This window comes from Streptomyces durocortorensis (assembly GCF_031760065.1).
In the GTDB taxonomy this organism is placed as follows: Bacteria; Actinomycetota; Actinomycetes; order Streptomycetales; family Streptomycetaceae; genus Streptomyces.
Genome location: NZ_CP134500.1, coordinates 5236652 through 5254819 on the forward strand (window position 1 = coordinate 5236652; position 18168 = coordinate 5254819).

Sequence of the window (18168 nt, forward strand, 5' to 3'; positions counted from 1 at the left end):
TCAAGCCTTCTTGGTCTCCCAGAAGATCCTGTCGACCTCGGCGATCAGGTCCAGAGCCTTCTGGCCCGTCTTCGGGTCGTTCGAGCCCTTCGCCGCGGAGAGCGCCTTCAGGGTGTCGTTGATCAGCTGGTGCAGCTCCGGGAACTTCTCGAAGTGCGGGGGCTTGAAGTAGTCGCTCCAGAGCACCGAGACGTGGTGCTTCGCGAGCTCGGCGCGCTGCTCCTTGATCAGGACCGCGCGGGTGCGGAAGTCCGCGTCCTCGTTGGCCTGGTACTTCTCCTGGACGGCCTTGACCGACTCGGCCTCGATGCGGGCCTGGGCCGGGTCGTACACGCCGCAGGGCAGGTCGCAGTGGGCGCTGACCTTCACCTTGGGGGCAAACAGGCGGGAAAGCATGGAGCTGTCCTCCTCGTGATCGTCTTCTCAGGTGGGACATTACTCCGTGGAGCGCCGCTTTCCGTGGCTGCCCCAGGGGCTTAGGTCAAAAGTCCGGGGCGGGAACCGGGCCGTCGGCCGAATGTACGGAGCGGAACGCGGTGCGCGGGACGGTGTGCCGGAGGAGGACCGGGAGGTGGCAGAGGTGCCGGAGCGGGGACGGGTGTCCGGAGGCGGGCGGGCCGGGCGGCGGCCGTTGCGGGTGGTGGAGGTGACGGGGCCCTCGATGGTTCCCACGCTCTACCACGGGGACCTGCTGCTGGTGCAGTACGGGGTGCCCGTGCGCCCGGGTGACGTGGTGATCCTGCGGCACCCCTTCCAGCAGGACCTGCTCGTGGTCAAGCGCGCCACCGAGCGGCGGCCCGGCGGCTGGTGGGTGCGCGGCGACAACACCTTCGCGGGCGGGGACAGCACGGATTACGGGGTCGTTCCCGCGGAGCTGGTCCTCGCCCGGGTGCGGGCCCGCTACCGGCCCCTGGCGAAGGGTCAGCGGTCGGTGACCGCGGTGGTGGGCTGGGCGCTCTCCGCGCTGCGGCCGGTGCGCTCCGCCTCCTCGCGCTTGCGGGCGCGGTAGGCGGCGACGTTCGCCCGGGTCGCGCAGCGGTCCGAGCAGTAGCGCCGGGACCGGTTGGTGGAGGTGTCCAGGTAGGCGTTGCGGCAGGGGAGCGCCTCGCACAGGCCGAGCCGGTCCACCCCGTGCCCGGTGAGGTGGAAGGCGAGGCCCATGGCCGCGATGGCCGCGTATCCGGCGGTCGCGTTCGACGGGTGGTCGGCCAGGTGCATGTGCCAGTCCGGCCTGCCGTCCTCGTCCCGGAAGTCGTGCCCGGAGATCTGCGGGCTCACCGGGAAGTCCAGCAGCAACGAGTTGAGCAGGTCGACCGCGAGCGTCTCCTCGCCGTCGTCGGCCGCCTCGAAGACCGCGCGCAGCCGTGCCCGTACGGAACGGAACCGGGTCACGTCCGAGTCCGTCGCCCGCCGCGCCGCCTGCTGGCTGTCACCGAACAGCTCCCGGACCGCCTCGACGGAGGTGAGCGTGTCCTTGTTGCGGGCCGGCTCTTCGGTGTTGACCAGGCGCACGGCATAGTCCGAGTAAGAGGCCAGTTCCACTTGTAGTCCTTACGGCGTCGGTCTAGAGTCGGGATGTCGACCAGTGTAATGGTCGGTGTGCGCGAACAGGTATTACGCAACGGGCAGGGCGTAACGGGTACTGCGTACCGGTGTTACGCGAACGGGTACGACGTGGAGGCTGACGTGACGGAGACGGCTACGGGCACCGACTGGCGGTCCTGGCAGGAGAGCTGGGACCGGCAGCAGGAGTGGTACATGCCCGACCGCGAGGAGCGGTTCCGGGTGATGCTGGACATGGTCGAGGCGGTCGTCGGACCGGAACCGCGGGTGCTGGACCTCGCGTGCGGTACGGGAAGTATTACGGACCGGCTCCTCAAGCGGTTCCCGGGCGCCACGAGCACCGGCGTCGATCTCGACCCCGCGCTCCTGGCCATCGCCCGCGGCACCTTCGAGGGCGACGACCGGGTCGCCTTCGTCACCGCCGACCTCAAGGACCCGGACTGGACCACCCGGCTGCCCCACACCTCGTACGACGCCGTCCTCACCGCCACCGCCCTGCACTGGCTCCACAGTGAGCCGCTCGCCACGCTCTACGGGCAGCTCGGCGGGCTCGTCCGGGACGGCGGGGTCTTCATGAACGCCGACCGCACCATCGACCCGGCGACCCCCCGGATCAACGCCGCCGAACGCGCCCACCGCCACGCCGCGATGGACCGCGCCAAGGCCGGCGGCGCGCTGGACTGGGCCGAGTGGTGGGCCGTCGCCGCGAAGGACCCGGTCCTCGCCGCCCCCACCGCCGAGCGCTTCAAGATCTACGGCGAGCACGCGGACGGCGACATGCCGTCCGCCGACTGGCACGCCCGCACCCTGCTCGCCTCCGGCTTCGGGGAGGCCCGGGCGGTGTGGGCGTCGCCGTCGGACAGCCTCGTCCTCGCTGTGAAGTAGGCGGGCGCGGAACGAGCGGGAGGGCGGTACGGACCCGTGTCCGTACCGCCCTCCCCGCTTCAGCCGGCTACAGCACCTTCGACAGGAACGACTTCGTCCGGTCGTGCTGCGGGTTGGTCAGGACGTCGCGCGGGTGGCCCGACTCGACCACCACACCGTCGTCCATGAAGACCAGCGCGTCGCCCACCTCGCGGGCGAAGCCCATCTCGTGGGTGACGACGATCATCGTCATGCCGTCCTCGGCCAGGCCGCGCATGACGTCCAGGACGTCGCCCACCAGCTCCGGGTCGAGGGCCGAGGTCGGCTCGTCGAAGAGCATCAGCTTCGGCTCCATCGCCAGCGCGCGGGCGATGGCCACGCGCTGCTGCTGGCCGCCGGAGAGCTGGGAGGGGTAGTTCTTCGTCTTGTCGGCGAGGCCCACCCGGTCCAGCAGCTTCTCGGCGCGGGCGCGGGCCACGGCCCTGGCCTCGCCCTTGACCTGGACCGGAGCCTCCATGACGTTCTCGATGGCCGTCATGTGCGGGAACAGGTTGAAGCGCTGGAAGACCATGCCGATGTCCCGCCGCTGGAGGGCGACCTCGCTGTCCCTGAGCTCGTAGAGCTTGTCGCCCTTCTGTCGGTAGCCGACCAGCTCGCCGTCGACCGAGAGCCGGCCGGCGTTGATCTGCTCCAGGTGGTTGATGCACCGCAGGAAGGTCGACTTGCCGGAGCCGGACGGGCCGACGAGGCAGAACACCTCACGCGGGGCGACCTCCAGGTCGATGCCCTTGAGGATGTGGGCGGCGCCGAAGGACTTGTGGACGCCCTCGGCCTTCACCATGGGGGTGGTCATGCGGAGACACCTCCGGAGGGCCGGTTGCTGAACGAGGCGAGGTTGGCCTTGATGCGCTGGAACGGCGTGAGCGGCAGCGAGCGCAGCGAGCCTCGGGCGTAGCGGCGCTCCAGGTAGTACTGGCCGACGCTGAACACGCTGGTCATCACGATGTACCAGATGGACGCGACGAACAGCATCTCCATCACCGCGTACGACGTGGAGCCGATCTGCGAGGTGGAGCGGAGCAGCTCGTTGTACGTGACCGCGTAGACCAGCGAGGAGGTCTTGAGCATGTTGATGAACTCGTTGCCGGTCGGCGGGATGATCACCCGCAGCGCCTGCGGCAGGACCACGCGGCGCATGGTCTTCGCCTGGGTCATGCCGAGGGCGTGCGACGCCTCGGTCTGGCCCTCGTCGACCGACTGGATGCCGGCGCGGCAGATCTCCGCCATGTAGGCGGCCTCGTTCAGGGCGAGCCCCAGCAGGGCGCACATGAACGGGGTCATGACGTCCGTCATCTCGTCCTTGTAGATGAACGGGATGTTCAGGACCGGGAAGATCAGCGCCAGGTTGAACCAGAGCAGCAGCTGTACGTAGACCGGGGTGCCCCGGAAGAACCAGATGTACAGCCAGGCCACCCAGCTGGTGACCGGGTTCTTGGAGAGCCGCATCACGGCCAGCACGACGCCGAGGACCACGCCGAGCACCATCGCGAGGACGCTGATCAGCAGGGTGCGGCCCGCACCGGCGACGACGGTGCTGTCGAACAGCTTGTCGCCCACGGCCTGCCACTGGATGTTGCCCTGCGAGAAGGCGTACCCGAGGGCGACGAGGAGGCCGATGACCACGACGCCGCTGATCCAGCGGCCGACATGGCGGACGGGAATGGCCTTGATGTACTCCGGGGCCGTGGTGGCGGCCCCGGAGACGGGCACCTGGCCGGCCGGTGAGCCGACGGGTGCCTTGTCGAGCTTGTCAGTCATCGTGACTGCCCTTCGGTGAAGCGTCCGGTCACTTGCCGCCGTTGATGGCGGCCTTGTCGATCGCTCCCGTGCCGGCGCCCCACTTGTCGAGCACCTTCTGGTACGAACCGTCGGCGATGATCGCGTCGACGGCTTCCTTCAGGGCGTCGCGCAGCCCCGTGTTGTCCTTGTTGACGGCGATGCCGAACGGGCCGGCGTCGACCTGCTCGCCCACGACCTCGAACGCCTTGCCGCCGTCGGCCTTGCGGGCCAGGTCCACCGCGACCGGGTAGTCGTTGACCCCGGCGACCGCGCCACCGGCCTTGACCCGGGTCTGGGCCTCGGTGTCGTTCTCGAAGGCCTGGATCTTGATGGCCTTCTCGCCGGCGTCCGTGCAGGCCTTCGACTGCGTCTCAAGAGCCTTCTCGTACGTGGTGGCGCGCTGCACGGCGGCGGTCTTCCCGCAGAGGTCCTCGATGGAGTTGATGCCCTCGGGGTTGCCCTTCTTCGTGTACACGGCGGTACCGGCGAGGAAGTAGTCGACGAAGTCGACGCCCTTGCCCAGCTTCTTGCCCGACTCGTCCAGGCCCTCCTGGCGCTGCTTGTTGTCGGTGATCGACGACATCGCGATGTCGTGGCGCCCGGTGTTCAGGGCGGTGATCAGGCCCTCGAAGGAACCGGAGGTGAACTCGAACTTCACCCCGAGCTGCTTGCCGAGGGCCTCGGCGAGATCAGGGTCCACGCCCACGATCTTTCCGTTCTCGACGAACTCCATCGGGGCGTATTCGGCATTCGTGCCGACCTTGATCACACCGGACTTCTGGTACTTCTCCGGCAGCTTCTCGAAGAGCGGCGCGCCGCTCTTGGTCTCCTTGCCGCTGCCGCTCTCCTGGGAGGAGCTGTCGGTCTGGTCGCCACAGGCGGTAAGCAGCAGGGAGCCGGCGACCGCGATGGCGCCGACCGCCGCGATCCGGGTCCTGGCGGTCGTACGACGCGTGGTGCTTGCGGTCATTTCGGGATCCTCCGGCAGGTGAGGGTGAGGTGCTGATGGGCGGCTTGGCACGCACCTTCGGGTGTCGCCACCTTGTGTGATGACGGCATCCTGCCATTCGGACTGGCCCGTTCAGGGGTCTCGTCATGTCAAAATCGGATAACGGGCGACCCCCGAACATCAACGGCCGGTACGTCATGCCCGGACCTTCTGCGGGGGTTCGGTCTCCGCACCGGAGAATCTTCGGTACGTCTCGACTAGTGGACGGCATTTATACCGGTTTGCCGACTTGTCCAGATATTCGACTATGAGTCACGTCACCGCATCGGAATGGACTCGTGCGTAACAGGGTTGGTCCGGTAAGAAAGACGTTTACACCCCTCATCCGGGGCTCAGGGCGCGTGTGCGGCGCGCCCGCGCGTACGTACCTCACCCTGCCGGGGCGGGCCAACCGCCCGGCGCAGGGCGCGTACGCGGTGCCCGCCCACCCCTCCTCAACCAGGAGTGGCCACCCTCAAACGATGAAGACTTAAGGGGTCAACACCATGGCAGCGGAGATCGTCAATCCTCGCAGCGACAGCACTACTGACAGCGGCATCCAGCGCGCGAGCGCGACGGACACCGGGGCCGACGAGCCCTTCGATCCGGCCTTCGCCCTGCACCGGGGCGGGAAGATGGCCGTTCAGGCCACCGTCCCGATCCGGGACAAGGACGACCTTTCCCTGGCGTACACGCCCGGCGTGGCGAAAGTGTGCAGCGCCATCGCCGACAACCCCGAGCTCGTCCACGACTACACCTGGAAGTCCCAGGTCGTGGCCGTCGTGACGGACGGCACCGCCGTGCTCGGCCTCGGCGACATCGGGCCCGAGGCGTCCCTCCCCGTGATGGAGGGCAAGGCCATCCTCTTCAAGCAGTTCGGCGGCGTCGACGCGGTGCCGATCGCGCTCGCGACCACCGACGCCGACGAGATCGTCGACACCGTCGTCCGGCTCGCCCCCTCCTTCGGCGGGGTCAACCTGGAGGACATCTCGGCCCCCCGGTGCTTCGAGATCGAGCGCAAGCTCCAGGAGCGGCTGGACATCCCGGTCTTCCACGACGACCAGCACGGCACCGCCGTCGTCACCCTCGCCGCCCTCCGTAACGCCGCCAAGCTCTCCGGGCGGACGCTCGGCGACCTGCGCGGCGTCATCTCCGGCGCGGGCGCGGCGGGTGTCGCCATCGCCAAGTTCCTGCTTGAGGCGGGCATCGGCGATGTCGCGGTGGCCGACCGCAAGGGCATCGTCAGTCGCGACCGCGAGGACCTCACCGACGTCAAGCGCGAACTGGCCGAGCTGACCAACCGGGCCGGCATCTCCGGTTCGCTGGAGAAGGCGCTCGCCGGTGCGGACGTCTTCATCGGCGTCTCCGGCGGTACGGTCCCGGAGGCGGCGGTGGCCTCGATGGCCCCCGGCGCGTACGTCTTCGCGATGGCCAACCCGAACCCGGAGGTCCACCCGGAGGTCGCGCACAAGTACGCGGCCGTCGTGGCGACCGGGCGCTCGGACTTCCCGAACCAGATCAACAACGTGCTGGCCTTCCCCGGGATCTTCGCCGGTGCGCTCCAGGTCCGGGCCTCCCGGATCACCGAGGGCATGAAGATCGCGGCGGCGAACGCGCTGGCGGACGTCGTGGGCGATGAGCTGGCCGCCGACTACGTGATCCCGTCGCCGTTCGACGAGCGGGTCGCCCCGGCGGTCACCGCCGCCGTGGCCGCGGCGGCTCGCGCGGAGGGTGTGGCGCGGCGCTGAGTCCGCGCTGCGCTGTTGTGCGGTGCTTGGTGGGCGGGGCCTGTCTGTGCGGGCCCCGCCCATTCTTTTCGGCCCCGGAGGGGCTTGAGTGCGCGGGCCTGTCCGTGCGGGCTCCGCGCGCGTTCCTTGTCGGCCCCGGACGGCTTGAACGCGGCAGCTGGAGGGGCTCGGACCGCGGGCGCGGGGCCAGTTGGCGTGCGTCACACCCGCAGGCGGTTACGTCGTCGCCCCGCCCCGCCTATCGTCGAGCCATGTTCGCCGCCTACGCAGCCCGCATCGATCCCGACCAGCCTCTCGACGGACTTGAGCTGGGCGAGCGCCCGGCTCCCGAGACGCGTCCCGGATGGAGCACCGTCACGGTCCGCGCCGCCTCCCTCAATCACCACGACCTCTGGTCCCTGCGGGGCGTGGGGCTCTCGCAGGACCGGCTGCCGATGATCCTGGGCTGCGATGCCGCGGGCGTCGACCAGGACGGCAACGAGGTCGTCCTGCACTCCGTCATCGGACAGTCGGGACACGGCGTCGGGCCGAAGGAGCCGCGCTCCATCCTCACCGAGCGCTACCAGGGCACCTTCGCCGAGCAGGTCACCGTCCCCACCTGGAACGTGCTGCCCAAGCCGAAGGAGCTCAGCTTCGAGGAAGCCGCCTGCCTGCCGACCGCCTGGCTCACCGCGTACCGGATGCTGTTCACCAACGCCGGAGTGCGGCCCGGCGATTCCGTGCTCGTCCAGGGCGCGGGCGGCGGGGTCGCCACCGCGGCGATCGTGCTCGGGAAGGCCGCTGGGCTGCGGGTCTTCGCCACCAGCCGGGACAAGGCCAAGCGGGAGCGGGCCGTCGAACTGGGCGCGCTGGAGGCGTACGAGCCCGGCGCCCGGCTGCCGCAGCGGGTGGACGCGGTCATCGAGACCGTCGGGGCCGCCACCTGGTCCCACTCCGTGAAGTCGCTGCGCCCCGGCGGCACCCTCGTCATCTCGGGGGCCACCAGCGGGGACCGGCCCGCGCACGCCGAGCTGACCCGGATCTTCTTCCTGGAGCTCAAGGTCGTCGGCTCCACCATGGGTTCCAAGGACGAGCTGGAGGACCTGCTCGCCTTCTGCGCCGGCACGGGGGTACGGCCGGTCATCGACCAGGTGCTGCCGCTGGACCGGGCCAGGGAAGGGTTCCAGCGGCTGGAGTCCGGCGACCTGTTCGGGAAGATCGTGCTCCGCCCCACGGACTGAGAGCGCGCACCAACTCACCGGTAACCAACTCTTGATGGATCGTCAGTTCTGCTGATGGGATCGGGCCCATGCGAATGGGCAGAGCACTCATGGCAGTTGTCGTCGCGTCCGTGCTCGCGGCGGGGGCCCTCGCCCCCGCCGCCTCGGCGCGCCCCGCACCCGCACCCGCACCGGCACCGGAGTCCCGCGAACGCTCCGTACCGCCGCTCACCGACGAGCGCGGCCGCACCCTCACCCTGCGCGGCTGGAACGTCGAGGACAAGGCCAACCGCGGCGAGGCCGCACTCACCGCCATCACCGAACGGCACTTCCGCGACCTGCGGGCGGGCGGCTTCAACTTCGCCCGGCTGCTGGTCTTCTGGGACGACCTGGAGCCCCGGCGCGGCCAGTACAGCGAGCGCTACCTCCGGCGCATCGAACGCATCCTGGACTGGGCGCGGAAGCACCGCATCCATGTCCTGATCGACGCCCACCAGGACGTCTTCGGGCCCGCCTTCGGCCACCGGGGCATCCCCGCCTGGGCCACCAGGACCGACGGGCTGCCGTTCACCCCGAACCCCGACGACTGGTTCTCCGAGTACTTCGAACCGGCCGTCCAGCGGGCCTTCACCCACCTCTACGAGGACCCCGACCTGCGACGCGCCCAGGCCGCCATGTGGCAGGTCCTCGCGGAACGCTTCCGCGGCCACCCGGCGGTGATCGGATACGACCTGATCAACGAGCCGATGGGGGAGCTGCGCGAAGGCGAGGACCTGCCGACCGCCGCCCGCAGGATCGAGGCCGAGCACCTCACCCCGATGTACAACCGGCTGGCCCGCGCCATCCGCGCCAAGGACCGCTCCACCTGGCTGTTCGTCGAGCCGACCCCCATCGTCGGCGAGGGCGTGCCCACGGGGCTGGGGCGGATCGAGGACAGCCGGGCCGTGTACGCCCCGCACTTCTACAACACCGCCATGGAGGCGGGCGCGGACTACGACCCGGAGGCCGGCTGGATCGAGGCGTACGAGGCCGCCGTCACCGCCTACCCGGCCCGCTACCGGATGCCCGTGGTCGTGGGTGAGTGGGGGCCGCTGAACAACGCCCTGCCGAACATGGGCCGCTTCTACCGCGAGGCCGTCGCCTCCCTGAACCGCTACAGCTCCGGATGGGCCGGATACGTCTGGTGCTACGGCGGCGGCTACTGCGCCCTCGACGAGCGCGGCCGCTTCCGTACGAACAAGGAGCGGACGGCCACCCCCTACGCCCCGGCCGTCGCGGGAGGAGTCCGCTCCGACACCTACGACGCGGAGCGCCGGCGCTACCGGCTCGACTACCGGGCCGCCGCCCGCCCCGGAGTCACGGAGCTGTCGCTCCCGCCGTCCGTCCGAGGGTGGCGGGTCTCCGTCGCCGGGTCCGCCCGCGTGCTCGGGGACGCCCGGCACGGCGGGCGGCTGCTGGTGGTCGCCCGGCCCGGCGTGCGGGTGGAGGTGACCGTGCGGGAAGGTGGTCCGCATGGACGAACTGACCACCCCTGAAGGGTTTCTGCTGCGCCCCTGGCTGCCCGCCGACGCGCCGGCCGTGCTCCGCGCCTTCGCCCCGGCCGAGATGGACCGCCAGACCGACCGGCCCGTGTCCGACCGGGCCGGGGCGCTGGCCTGGATCGCGGACCGTACGCGTGAACGGGGGGCCAGGACCGGCTACTCCTGGGCCGTCGTGGGGGAGGAGGGCGAGGCCCTGGGCTGTGTCGCCGTTCAGGCCGTCAACCGGACCCACGACACGGGCTGGGTCTCCTACTGGACCACGGAGGCGGCGCGCGGCCGGGGCGTCGCGCCTGCCGGGGTGCGGGCGCTGGCGCGCTGGGCCTTCGGCGACCTCGGCCTCTACCGGCTGGAGCTGGGCCACCGCACCGACAACCCGGCATCCTGTGCGGTCGCCCGGCGTTCGGGCTTCGCACCCGAAGGGATCGAGCGGGCCAAGCTGCGCTACGGCCGGGTCCGCTACGACATCGAGCGGCATGCCCGCCTGGCGGACGATGATGTCAACCTTGATTGACGAGAGGCGGGTGTCAATGTAGGTTGACGCCATGACCGAGGCAACGGATCTGGCCGCACGTGCCGGCGATCGCGACCCACGTGTCGGGCTGCGGGCGGTGGCCGCGCTGCGGCGGCTGCTGGAGCAGCTCGAAGCCGTACAGGTGCGAAGCGCCCGGGCGCAGGGCTGGTCGTGGCAGGAGATCGCCGCCGAGCTGGGCGTCAGCCGGCAGGCCGTGCACAAGAAGTACGGGAGGCGTTGATGTTCGAGCGATTCACCCGAGGGGCCCGCGCGACCGTGAAGGGCGCCGTGGCCCGGGCGGAGCGGGTCGGGGCCGCCTCGGTCACCGAGGAGCACCTGCTGATCGCGCTGCTGGAACAGGAGGGCAGCCGGGCCTCCTTCGCCCTTGCCACCCTCGGGCTGGACGGCCGCCGCGCCGCTCTGGACGCCGCCTTCACCGAGGCCCGGCGGCGCGGCGGACTGACGAGGGCCGACACCGACGCCCTCGCGCGGATCGGGATCGACGTCGGCGCCGTCGTGGACCGGGTCGAGGGGGCCCATGGCGAGGGCGCTCTCGACACCGGTCGGCGCAGCCGCCGGTGGTGGTCCGGGCACCGCCCCTTCACCCCGGGGGCGAAGAGCATCCTGGAGAAGTCGCTGAGGGTGGCCCTCGGGCGCGGCGACCGGTTCATCGGCGAGGAGCACCTCCTCCTGGCCCTCACCGCGACCCCCGGAACCGTCGCCGACGTCCTCGCCGAGCACGGCGCGACGTACACGAGCGTGCACCGCGCGCTGTACGGGCCCGGGGCCGACGGCCAGGGGCACGCCGAGGCCGGGTGAGGGGTGCTGACGGGCGGGGACCCCCCACTCCTCACCCCTTCTGGTTCTCCTCGTCCTCCGCCGTCAGCAGCGCCTCGATCCGTGTCGCCGCCGCGCCCAGGTGGCGGCGGGCCTCGGACAGCTGAGCCTCGGACACCCCGTGGTCGCGGGCCGCATCGCGGATGCCGTCGCGGAAGCGGTCGAGCAGCCGGTCCAGATCGCGCACCGGGTCGCCTGTGGCCGAGGTGTCCTTGCCCCAGTCGGATGCGGGGTCGTCGGGGGTCGGTGCCGACCCGGACCCGGGCTCGGACCCCGGTCCGTCCGGCTCGGGCTTGCCGAACGGGGGCCAGGCGCCGGTCCGGGCGAAGCCGCCGAGCTGGCCGGTGATCTCGGCCAGACCCTCCCGTACGCCGGAGGGCCAGTCGCCCCGCGCGAAGTGCTCCTGTACCTGGCGGGCGGCGTTCTGCATCTGCTCGCGCGCCCTGTCCTGGGCCTCCTTGGCCTGACGGCGGGCCTGCTGGGCGTCCTCGCGGGCGCGCCGGGACTCGTCCTTCGCCCGGCGGGCCTGCTCCTTCCACTCCTGCTTCGCCCGGCGCAGCTCTTCCTTCGCCGAACGCCAGGCCTCGCTGTCTCCCAGATCGCCCAGGCCGCCGAAGTCCGCGAAGTCGCCGAACGGGGAGGACTGCCCGGCCTTGCCGCTTCCGGAGCCCGAGCCCTGCCGGGACTCGGAGGCGGCCGCCCGCATGTCGCTGCGCAGCCGGCCCGCCGCGCCCCGTACGTCGTCGCGGATCTCGGCGGCCAGCTCGGAGACCGAGTCGCGGATCTCCAGCTCCAGATCGGCCAGTTCGCCGCTGCGGCCCGCCAGCTCCTCGCGGCCGCCTTCGGTGATCGAGTAGACCTTGCGGCCGCCCTCGGTGGCGTGGGTGACCAGACCCTCGGCCTCCAGCTTGGCCAGCCGGGGGTAGACCGTGCCCGCCGAGGGGGCGTACAGGCCCTGGAAGCGTTCCTCCAGCAGGCGGATGACCTCGTAGCCGTGGCGGGGCGCCTCGTCCAGGAGCTTGAGGAGATACAGCCGCAGTCGGCCATGGGCGAATACGGGAGGCATGTCAGAGAACCTTTCCGGTCGGCTCGGCGGCGTACGCGTCGTCCTCGGCGGGCGGCCTGCGCAGCAGGGCGATCGAACCGGACACGGTCGTCGCCCGCAGGGTCCCCGTTCCGGCGCCCAGCGTGCCGGTGATCTTCTTCGTCCCCCACTGCCCGCCGACCCGCAGGTCCTCGAAGGCGTTGGAGACGGTCCCGCTCGCGGTGTTCGCCTCGACCCTTGCGTCCGCCGGGTGCGGCAGCCGGATCGCGATCCCGCCGGAGACCGTGGTCAGTCTGATGTCCGTGGGGTCCCCGGAGGTCTCGACGTCCAGCACCATGTCACCGCTGACCGACTCGGCCCGGACCGAGGCCCCCGCCCCGTCGACCACCGTCAGATCACCGGAGACCGAGTGGAAGCGCAGGTCCCCCGTGACGCTCTGCGCCTCCAGGCTGCCCGACACGGACTCACCGCGCACCGCGCCGGTCAGCCCGACGAGCGTGGAGTCGCCGGTGATGCCCCGGACCTCCGTAGGCCCGGTGATGCCGGAGACGACGGCCCCGGCGCCGATCACCCCTACCTCCACCGAGGAGGCGGCCGGTACGACCAGGGAGACCACCGCGCTGCGGCGGCGGCCCTTCGGGTCGAACCAGCGCAGCAGGTCCTGCCAGGGCAGATCCTCGTACGCCACGGTGAGGCGGCCGTCCTCCTGGGTCACGATCAGGGGCGGGCCCTCGATCGCGGAGATCTCCAGCCGGGCCACCGGCTCGTCGGTCCCGACGACGTTGACCGTGCCGTCCACGACACGCACGCTCAGCGCGGTCACCGGATCGTCGAAGCTCAGCCTCTGCGGCTCGGCGATGGCCCACGTCGACACAGCCATGGATGTGACCTCCCGGAGAGCGGCGACGCAACATATCGCGTCTCGTTACAGGACACGATATATCGCGGATCTGTGAAGTCAAGGCCGGTCAAGGGGGCGTGGGGCGGAATAGAGAGCATCAAACCGGGGCAAATTGCCCTAGCGTGTGAGCCATGAACGCGACATCCACCGGAGCGCTCCTGCTGTGCCGGGCCGACCCCGAGACCGTACGGCCGCTCGCCCACCTGCTGCGCGAGCAGATGCTGCTGACCCGGGCGGGCGAGGAGTGGTCCGTGCTCGTGCCCGAGGGGAAGCCCTGGCGGACCGGGGGAGCGGGGCAGGAGGCGGCCGAGCCGGTGGACCGGGTCCTCGGTGGCTGGGCGACCGCCCTCGCCGTCGGCTCCGCCTGGCCGGTGCTCGCCCTGTGGTGGGACGCCGACCGCGCCGGATACACCCTCGCGGCCGGATTCCGCCGCCCCGTGGGCTACGTCTGGCTCGGCGACGGCACCCCGGTGGGCGAGGACGAGGCCATGCGCACCTTCGCGGCCCGGCTCGGCCTCGACCCGGTGCTGGACCTCCAGGCGCTGGAGGAACTGAGCCGCCCGGACCCCGACGCGGACGCCGATGCCCGGCTGCGCGGGCTGCTCGCCGTCCTCACCCGCACCGGACTGACCCTGCCCGCCGGACTCACGCCCGGCGCGAGCGGGGACCGGCTGCGCAGCGTCGCCGAGGCCCGGCCCGGCACGGAACGCGTCGCGTGGGCCGGGTGGCGGGACGCCGTACGCGTCGAACTCGACGCGGTCGAGAGCAGCCGGGTGGGCCCGTGGGTGCGCGGCCCCCGGGCCCGTGCCATCGCCGCAGTCCAGCTCGCGGCCGGGCTCCCGCTGCTGCTGTGGGGCGCCCGCCGCCGCAGCGGAGGCTGGGTCGCGGCCGGGGCGCTGCTGCTGGTGCAGGGAGCGCTGGGACTCGCGTACGAACGGGCCAGGGCGGGCGCCGAACGGTAGACCGCCCCAGCGTTGCGCGTCCCGAGGGTTACGCGTCCTCGTCGTCCTCGTCGTCCAGCCGCGCCAGCCAGGTCGCGAGGCGCTCGACGGGCACCTCGAAGTCGGGGTTGAGATCGACGAACGTCCGCAGCTGCTCGGCGAGCCACTCGAAGGTGACCTCCTCCTCGCCGCGCCGCTTCTCCAGTTCCTCGATGCCACGGTCCGTGAAGTACATGGGAGAAGGATATCGAGGCCCGCGCCCGCCCGGAACGCCGGAGACCCGGCTCCGCGACAGGTGCGGAACCGGGTCTCCGGTGACGTACGAACAGCTCGTACAGCCAGGTGGTCCTAGGCCTCGAAGACCTCGTTGACCAGCTGCGTCTGCTCCGCCTGGTGACGCTTGGCCGAGCCGACCGCCGGGGACGAGCCGTGCGGTCGCGAGATGCGGCGCAGGCGCTCGCCGTGCGGCACGTCCGAGCCGACCGCGAGGTCCAGGTGGTCGATCAGGTTGAGCGCGATGAACGGCCACGCACCCTGGTTCGCCGGCTCCTCCTGCGCCCACAGGTACTTCTCGGCGTTCGGGTACTTCGCGATCTCGGCCTGGATCTCCGCACCCGGCAGCGGGTACAGCCGCTCCAGGCGGATGAGCGCCGTCTCGGTGTCGCCGCGCTTCTCGCGCTCGGCGTCCAGGTCGTAGAACAGCTTGCCCGCGCAGAAGACGACCTTGCGGACGTCCTCGGCCTTGACCGTCGAGTCCCCGATCACCGGGCGGAAGCCGCCGGAGGTGAACTCCTCGATCTTCGACGCCGCGGCCTTCAGACGCAGCATCGACTTCGGGGTGAAGACGATCAGCGGCTTGTGGTGCGGGTTGTGCACCTGCCAGCGCAGCAGGTGGAAGTAGTTCGACGGCAGGGTCGGCATCGCGACCGTCATGTTGTCCTGCGCGCACATCTGGAGGAAGCGCTCGGGGCGCGCGGAGCTGTGGTCCGGGCCCTGGCCCTCGTAGCCGTGCGGCAGGAGCAGCGTGACGCCGGAGGTCTGGCCCCACTTCTGCTCGGCCGAGGAGATGAACTCGTCCACGACGGTCTGCGCGCCGTTGACGAAGTCACCGAACTGGGCCTCCCAGATGACCAGCGACTCCGGACGGGCCAGCGAGTAGCCGTACTCGAAGCCCATCGCCGCGTACTCGCTGAGCAGCGAGTCGTAGACGTTGTAGCGGGCCTGGTCCTCGGAGAGGTACAGCAGCGGGGTGTAGTCCTCGCCGGTGACCTGGTCGACCAGGACCGCGTGGCGCTGGCCGAACGTGCCACGGCGGGTGTCCTGGCCGGCGAGCCGGACCGGGGTGCCCTCCATCAGCAGCGAACCGATGGCCAGCGTCTCGCCCATGCCCCAGTCGATCGTGCCGTTCTCCACCGAGGCCGCGCGACGCTGCATCTGCGGCATCAGACGGGGGTGCACGGTGATCGACTCGGGGATGTTGACCTGGGACTCGGCGATCCGCTTGACGACCTCCGAGGAGACCGCCGTGTCGAGCGTCACCGGGAACGCGGCCTGCGGCTCCGGTACGTGCGGGGCGGCGGGCTGCGAGGTGGCCTCGCGGACCTCCGCGAAGACCTTCTCCAGCTGGCCCTGGAAGTCCTGGAGCGCCTGCTCGGCCTCTTCCAGCGTGATGTCGCCGCGACCGATGAGGGACTCGGTGTAGAGCTTGCGCACCGAGCGCTTCTTGTCGATCAGGGTGTACATCTGCGGGTTGGTGAACTCCGGGTTGTCGCCCTCGTTGTGACCGCGGCGGCGGTAGCAGATGAGGTCGATCACGACGTCCTTGTTGAACGCCTGCCGGAACTCGAAGGCGAGCCGCGCGACGCGGACCACGGCCTCCGGGTCGTCGCCGTTGACGTGGATGATCGGCGCCTCGATCATGCGCGCCACGTCGGTGGCGTACATCGAGGAGCGCGAGGACTCCGGGGCGGCGGTGAAGCCGACCTGGTTGTTGATCACCACGTGCACGGTGCCGCCGGTGCGGTAGCCGCGCAGCTGCGACATGTTGAGCGTCTCGGCGACGACGCCCTGGCCCGCGAAGGCCGCGTCGCCGTGGAGCGCGACCGGCAGGACCGTGAAGTCCGTGCCGCCCTTGTTGATGATGTCCTGCTTGGCGCGGGCGATGCCCTCCAGGACCGGGTCGACCGCCTCCAGGTGCGAGGGGTTGGCGGCCAGCGAGACCTTGATCTGCTCGCCGTCCAGACCGGTGAAGGTGCCCTCGGCGCCCAGGTGGTACTTGACGTCCCCGGAGCCGTGCATCGAGCGCGGGTCGAGGTTGCCCTCGAACTCCCGGAAGATCTGCGCGTACGACTTGCCGACGATGTTCGCCAGCACGTTCAGGCGGCCGCGGTGGGCCATGCCGATGACGACCTCGTCGAGGCGGGCCTCGGCGGCGGAGTCGAGGACGGCGTCGAGCAGCGGGATGACGGACTCGCCGCCCTCCAGCGAGAACCGCTTCTGGCCGACGTACTTCGTCTGGAGGAACGTCTCGAACGCCTCGGCCGCGTTCAGCCGGCGCAGGATGCGCAGCTGCTCCTCGCGCTCGGGCTTGGGGCGCGGGCGCTCGACCCGGTCCTGGAGCCACTTGCGCTGCTTCGGGTCCTGGATGTGCATGAACTCGATGCCGGTGGTGCGGCAGTACGACTCACGGAGCACGCCGAGGATGTCGCGGAGCTTCATCATCGTCTTGCCGGCGAAACCGCCGACCGCGAAGTCCCGCTCCAGGTCCCACAGGGTGAGGCCGTGCTCGGTGATGTCGAGGTCGGGGTGCTTGCGCTGGTGGTACTCCAGCGGGTCGGTGTCGGCCATGACGTGGCCGCGGACCCGGTAGGAGTGGATCAGCTCGAAGACCCGTGCGGCCTTGGTGACGTCGTCGTCGTGCGAGGCGTCGATGTCCTTGAGCCAGCGGACCGGCTCGTAGGGGATGCGCAGCGCCTTGAAGATCTCGTCGTAGAACTCGTTCTCGCCGAGCAGCAGCTGGGACAGGACCCGCAGGAACTCGCCGGAGGCGGCGCCCTGGATGACCCGGTGGTCGTAGGTCGAGGTCAGCGTCATGACCTTCGAGATACCGAGCTTGTTCAGGGTGTCCTGAGAGGTGCCCTGGAACTCCGCCGGGTAGTCCATCGCGCCGACGCCCATGATGAGGCCCTGACCGGGCATCAGGCGGGGCACCGAGTGGACGGTGCCGATACCGCCGGGGTTGGTCAGCGAGGCGGTGACGCCGGTGAAGTCGTCCATGCCGAGCTTGCCGATGCGGGCGCGCCGGACGATGTCCTCGTACGCCTGCCAGAACTCGAAGAAGTTGAGCGTCTCGGCCTTCTTGATGGCCGCGACGACCAGCTGGCGGTCACCGTTCGGCTTCACCAGGTCGATGGCGAGACCGAGGTTGACGTGCTCCGGCTTGACCAGGGTCGGCTTGCCGTCCTTCTCCGCGAAGGAGTAGTTCATCGACGGCATGGCCTTGAGGGCCTGCACCATCGCGTACCCGATGAGGTGGGTGAAGGAGATCTTCCCGCCACGGGCGCGCTTGAGGTGGTTGTTGATGACGATGCGGTTGTCGAAGAGCAGCTTCACCGGGACCGCGCGGACGGACGTGGCCGTCGGCAGCTCCAGCGAGGCGTTCATGTTCTTCGCGACGGCGGCCGAGGGGCCGCGCAGCGTCACGTACTCCGGGCCGGCCGGGGCCTCGGTGGACTCCTCGGCCTTGGCGGGCGCGGCAGCGGGCTTCGCCACCGCGGGCTTCGCCGGGGCCGGGGCCGGGGCGGCCTTCGCCGCGGCCGGGGCGGCCTCGGCGGGCTTGGCCGGAGCCGCCTTCGCCGGGGCTGCCGGAGCAGCGGCTGCGGGCTTCGCCGGAGCCGGAGCGGCTGCGGGAGCGGCCGGTGCGGCCTGCGCGGGGGTGGTGGCGGTCACCGCAGCCCCCGAGGCTGCGGCGCCGGGAACGGGCTTGTCCGCCGTGCCGGACGTGCCCGGCTTGTAGTCGGCGAAGAAGTCCCACCAGGCGCGATCGACCGAACTGGGATCCTGGAGGTACTGCTGGTAGATCTCGTCGACGAGCCATTCATTGGCGCCGAACGCAGCGGCCGGGTTGGTGCCCGGGCTGGCTTGGTCGGTCGAGACGCTTGAGTTACTGGGGGACTGAGACGACACGGCGGC

General features: G+C 70.8%; 18 protein-coding genes. 9 read left to right on the forward strand and 9 right to left on the reverse strand.

All coding sequences use genetic code 11. The annotated features are described in order from the left end of the window. Positions 1 to 396 carry a superoxide dismutase, Ni gene (sodN, locus tag RI138_RS23380; protein ID WP_096626899.1) on the reverse strand — a complete coding sequence of 132 codons (396 nt, stop codon included), beginning with the start codon at positions 394 to 396 and terminating at the stop codon, positions 1 to 3. Between the two features lie 121 nt (positions 397 to 517). Between sodN and sodX the strand changes: the two genes are divergently transcribed. Continuing rightward, the gene (gene sodX / locus RI138_RS23385) at positions 518 to 1009 is read left to right on the forward strand and encodes a nickel-type superoxide dismutase maturation protease (RefSeq protein WP_311121481.1); all 492 of its coding nucleotides are present in this window, start codon (positions 518 to 520) and stop codon (positions 1007 to 1009) included. Here sodX and RI138_RS23390 read toward each other — a convergent pair. Continuing rightward, on the reverse strand, positions 922 to 1542 hold the full coding sequence (locus RI138_RS23390) for a CGNR zinc finger domain-containing protein (RefSeq protein WP_311121482.1): 621 nt from the start codon (positions 1540 to 1542) through the stop codon (positions 922 to 924). The genes sodX and RI138_RS23390 overlap by 88 nt on opposite strands. Positions 1543 to 1686: 144 nt before the next feature. Here RI138_RS23390 and RI138_RS23395 point away from each other — a divergent pair, with 144 nt between their 5' ends. Then, positions 1687 to 2448, forward strand: coding sequence for a class I SAM-dependent methyltransferase (locus RI138_RS23395; protein ID WP_311121483.1), 762 nt, complete (start codon positions 1687 to 1689; stop codon positions 2446 to 2448). Between the two features lie 67 nt (positions 2449 to 2515). Here RI138_RS23395 and RI138_RS23400 read toward each other — a convergent pair whose 3' ends face one another. From RI138_RS23400 to RI138_RS23410, 3 genes are read right to left on the reverse strand one after another with little or no spacing between them, the layout of a single operon-like run. Next, positions 2516 to 3280, reverse strand: a complete 765-nt coding sequence (locus RI138_RS23400) for an amino acid ABC transporter ATP-binding protein (protein WP_096626895.1) — start codon at positions 3278 to 3280, stop codon at positions 2516 to 2518. Continuing rightward, positions 3277 to 4245 (reverse strand): amino acid ABC transporter permease, encoded by a 969-nt coding sequence (locus tag RI138_RS23405; protein ID WP_311121484.1) that lies wholly within the window; start codon positions 4243 to 4245, stop codon positions 3277 to 3279. Before RI138_RS23405 ends, RI138_RS23400 begins: the two co-directional genes overlap by 4 nt. Positions 4246 to 4273: 28 nt before the next feature. Further along, positions 4274 to 5236, reverse strand: a complete 963-nt coding sequence (locus RI138_RS23410; protein WP_311121485.1) for an ABC transporter substrate-binding protein — start codon at positions 5234 to 5236, stop codon at positions 4274 to 4276. Positions 5237 to 5760: 524 nt separating this feature from the next. Between RI138_RS23410 and RI138_RS23415 the strand changes: the two genes are divergently transcribed. From RI138_RS23415 to RI138_RS23440, 6 genes are all read left to right on the forward strand, one after another. Continuing rightward, positions 5761 to 7002 carry an NAD(P)-dependent malic enzyme gene (locus RI138_RS23415; protein ID WP_311121486.1) on the forward strand — a complete coding sequence of 414 codons (1242 nt, stop codon included), beginning with the start codon at positions 5761 to 5763 and terminating at the stop codon, positions 7000 to 7002. Between the two features lie 251 nt (positions 7003 to 7253). Then, complete coding sequence (locus RI138_RS23420) at positions 7254 to 8222, forward strand: zinc-binding dehydrogenase (protein ID WP_311121487.1); 969 nt, start codon at positions 7254 to 7256, stop codon at positions 8220 to 8222. 89 nt (positions 8223 to 8311) lie between these two features. Then, positions 8312 to 9736 (forward strand): glycoside hydrolase family 5 protein, encoded by a 1425-nt coding sequence (locus tag RI138_RS23425; protein ID WP_311121488.1) that lies wholly within the window; start codon positions 8312 to 8314, stop codon positions 9734 to 9736. After that, positions 9714 to 10253 (forward strand): GNAT family N-acetyltransferase, encoded by a 540-nt coding sequence (locus RI138_RS23430; protein ID WP_311121489.1) that lies wholly within the window; start codon positions 9714 to 9716, stop codon positions 10251 to 10253. The genes RI138_RS23425 and RI138_RS23430 overlap by 23 nt, the downstream gene beginning before the upstream one ends. A gap of 31 nt (positions 10254 to 10284) precedes the next feature. Next, complete coding sequence (locus tag RI138_RS23435; protein ID WP_064068547.1) at positions 10285 to 10494, forward strand: helix-turn-helix domain-containing protein; 210 nt, start codon at positions 10285 to 10287, stop codon at positions 10492 to 10494. Next, complete coding sequence (locus RI138_RS23440) at positions 10494 to 11072, forward strand: Clp protease N-terminal domain-containing protein (protein ID WP_311121490.1); 579 nt, start codon at positions 10494 to 10496, stop codon at positions 11070 to 11072. The genes RI138_RS23435 and RI138_RS23440 overlap by 1 nt, the downstream gene beginning before the upstream one ends. A gap of 31 nt (positions 11073 to 11103) precedes the next feature. Here the strand turns inward: RI138_RS23440 and RI138_RS23445 are convergent, their stop codons facing one another. Continuing rightward, positions 11104 to 12156 (reverse strand): PadR family transcriptional regulator, encoded by a 1053-nt coding sequence (locus RI138_RS23445; RefSeq protein WP_311121491.1) that lies wholly within the window; start codon positions 12154 to 12156, stop codon positions 11104 to 11106. Between the two features lies 1 nt (position 12157). Further along, positions 12158 to 13015, reverse strand: coding sequence for a DUF4097 family beta strand repeat-containing protein (locus tag RI138_RS23450; protein WP_311121492.1), 858 nt, complete (start codon positions 13013 to 13015; stop codon positions 12158 to 12160). Between the two features lie 152 nt (positions 13016 to 13167). Between RI138_RS23450 and RI138_RS23455 the strand changes: the two genes are divergently transcribed. Then, positions 13168 to 13998 carry a hypothetical protein gene (locus RI138_RS23455; RefSeq protein WP_311121493.1) on the forward strand — a complete coding sequence of 277 codons (831 nt, stop codon included), beginning with the start codon at positions 13168 to 13170 and terminating at the stop codon, positions 13996 to 13998. A 28-nt stretch (positions 13999 to 14026) separates the two neighbouring features. Here RI138_RS23455 and RI138_RS23460 read toward each other — a convergent pair whose 3' ends face one another. After that, on the reverse strand, positions 14027 to 14212 hold the full coding sequence (locus RI138_RS23460) for a DUF6104 family protein (RefSeq protein ID WP_003966321.1): 186 nt from the start codon (positions 14210 to 14212) through the stop codon (positions 14027 to 14029). Between the two features lie 113 nt (positions 14213 to 14325). After that, complete coding sequence (locus tag RI138_RS23465) at positions 14326 to 18162, reverse strand: multifunctional oxoglutarate decarboxylase/oxoglutarate dehydrogenase thiamine pyrophosphate-binding subunit/dihydrolipoyllysine-residue succinyltransferase subunit (RefSeq protein WP_311121494.1); 3837 nt, start codon at positions 18160 to 18162, stop codon at positions 14326 to 14328. Positions 18163 to 18168 lie beyond the last annotated feature (6 nt).

Excerpts from the sequence above, each read along its gene's own strand:
- sodN (WP_096626899.1), bottom strand. The coding sequence starts at position 396 with ATGCTTTCCCGCCTGTTTGCCCCCAAGGTGAAGGTCAGCGCCCACTGC.
- sodX (WP_311121481.1), top strand. The coding sequence starts at position 518 with ATGTACGGAGCGGAACGCGGTGCGCGGGACGGTGTGCCGGAGGAGGAC.
- RI138_RS23400 (WP_096626895.1), bottom strand. The coding sequence starts at position 3,280 with ATGACCACCCCCATGGTGAAGGCCGAGGGCGTCCACAAGTCCTTCGGC.
- RI138_RS23405 (WP_311121484.1), bottom strand. The coding sequence starts at position 4,245 with ATGACTGACAAGCTCGACAAGGCACCCGTCGGCTCACCGGCCGGCCAG.
- RI138_RS23410 (WP_311121485.1), bottom strand. The coding sequence starts at position 5,236 with ATGACCGCAAGCACCACGCGTCGTACGACCGCCAGGACCCGGATCGCG.
- RI138_RS23415 (WP_311121486.1), top strand. The coding sequence starts at position 5,761 with ATGGCAGCGGAGATCGTCAATCCTCGCAGCGACAGCACTACTGACAGC.
- RI138_RS23420 (WP_311121487.1), top strand. The coding sequence starts at position 7,254 with ATGTTCGCCGCCTACGCAGCCCGCATCGATCCCGACCAGCCTCTCGAC.
- RI138_RS23425 (WP_311121488.1), top strand. The coding sequence starts at position 8,312 with ATGGCAGTTGTCGTCGCGTCCGTGCTCGCGGCGGGGGCCCTCGCCCCC.
- RI138_RS23430 (WP_311121489.1), top strand. The coding sequence starts at position 9,714 with ATGGACGAACTGACCACCCCTGAAGGGTTTCTGCTGCGCCCCTGGCTG.
- RI138_RS23435 (WP_064068547.1), top strand. The coding sequence starts at position 10,285 with ATGACCGAGGCAACGGATCTGGCCGCACGTGCCGGCGATCGCGACCCA.
- RI138_RS23440 (WP_311121490.1), top strand. The coding sequence starts at position 10,494 with ATGTTCGAGCGATTCACCCGAGGGGCCCGCGCGACCGTGAAGGGCGCC.
- RI138_RS23445 (WP_311121491.1), bottom strand. The coding sequence starts at position 12,156 with ATGCCTCCCGTATTCGCCCATGGCCGACTGCGGCTGTATCTCCTCAAG.
- RI138_RS23450 (WP_311121492.1), bottom strand. The coding sequence starts at position 13,015 with ATGGCTGTGTCGACGTGGGCCATCGCCGAGCCGCAGAGGCTGAGCTTC.
- RI138_RS23455 (WP_311121493.1), top strand. The coding sequence starts at position 13,168 with ATGAACGCGACATCCACCGGAGCGCTCCTGCTGTGCCGGGCCGACCCC.
- RI138_RS23460 (WP_003966321.1), bottom strand. The coding sequence starts at position 14,212 with ATGTACTTCACGGACCGTGGCATCGAGGAACTGGAGAAGCGGCGCGGC.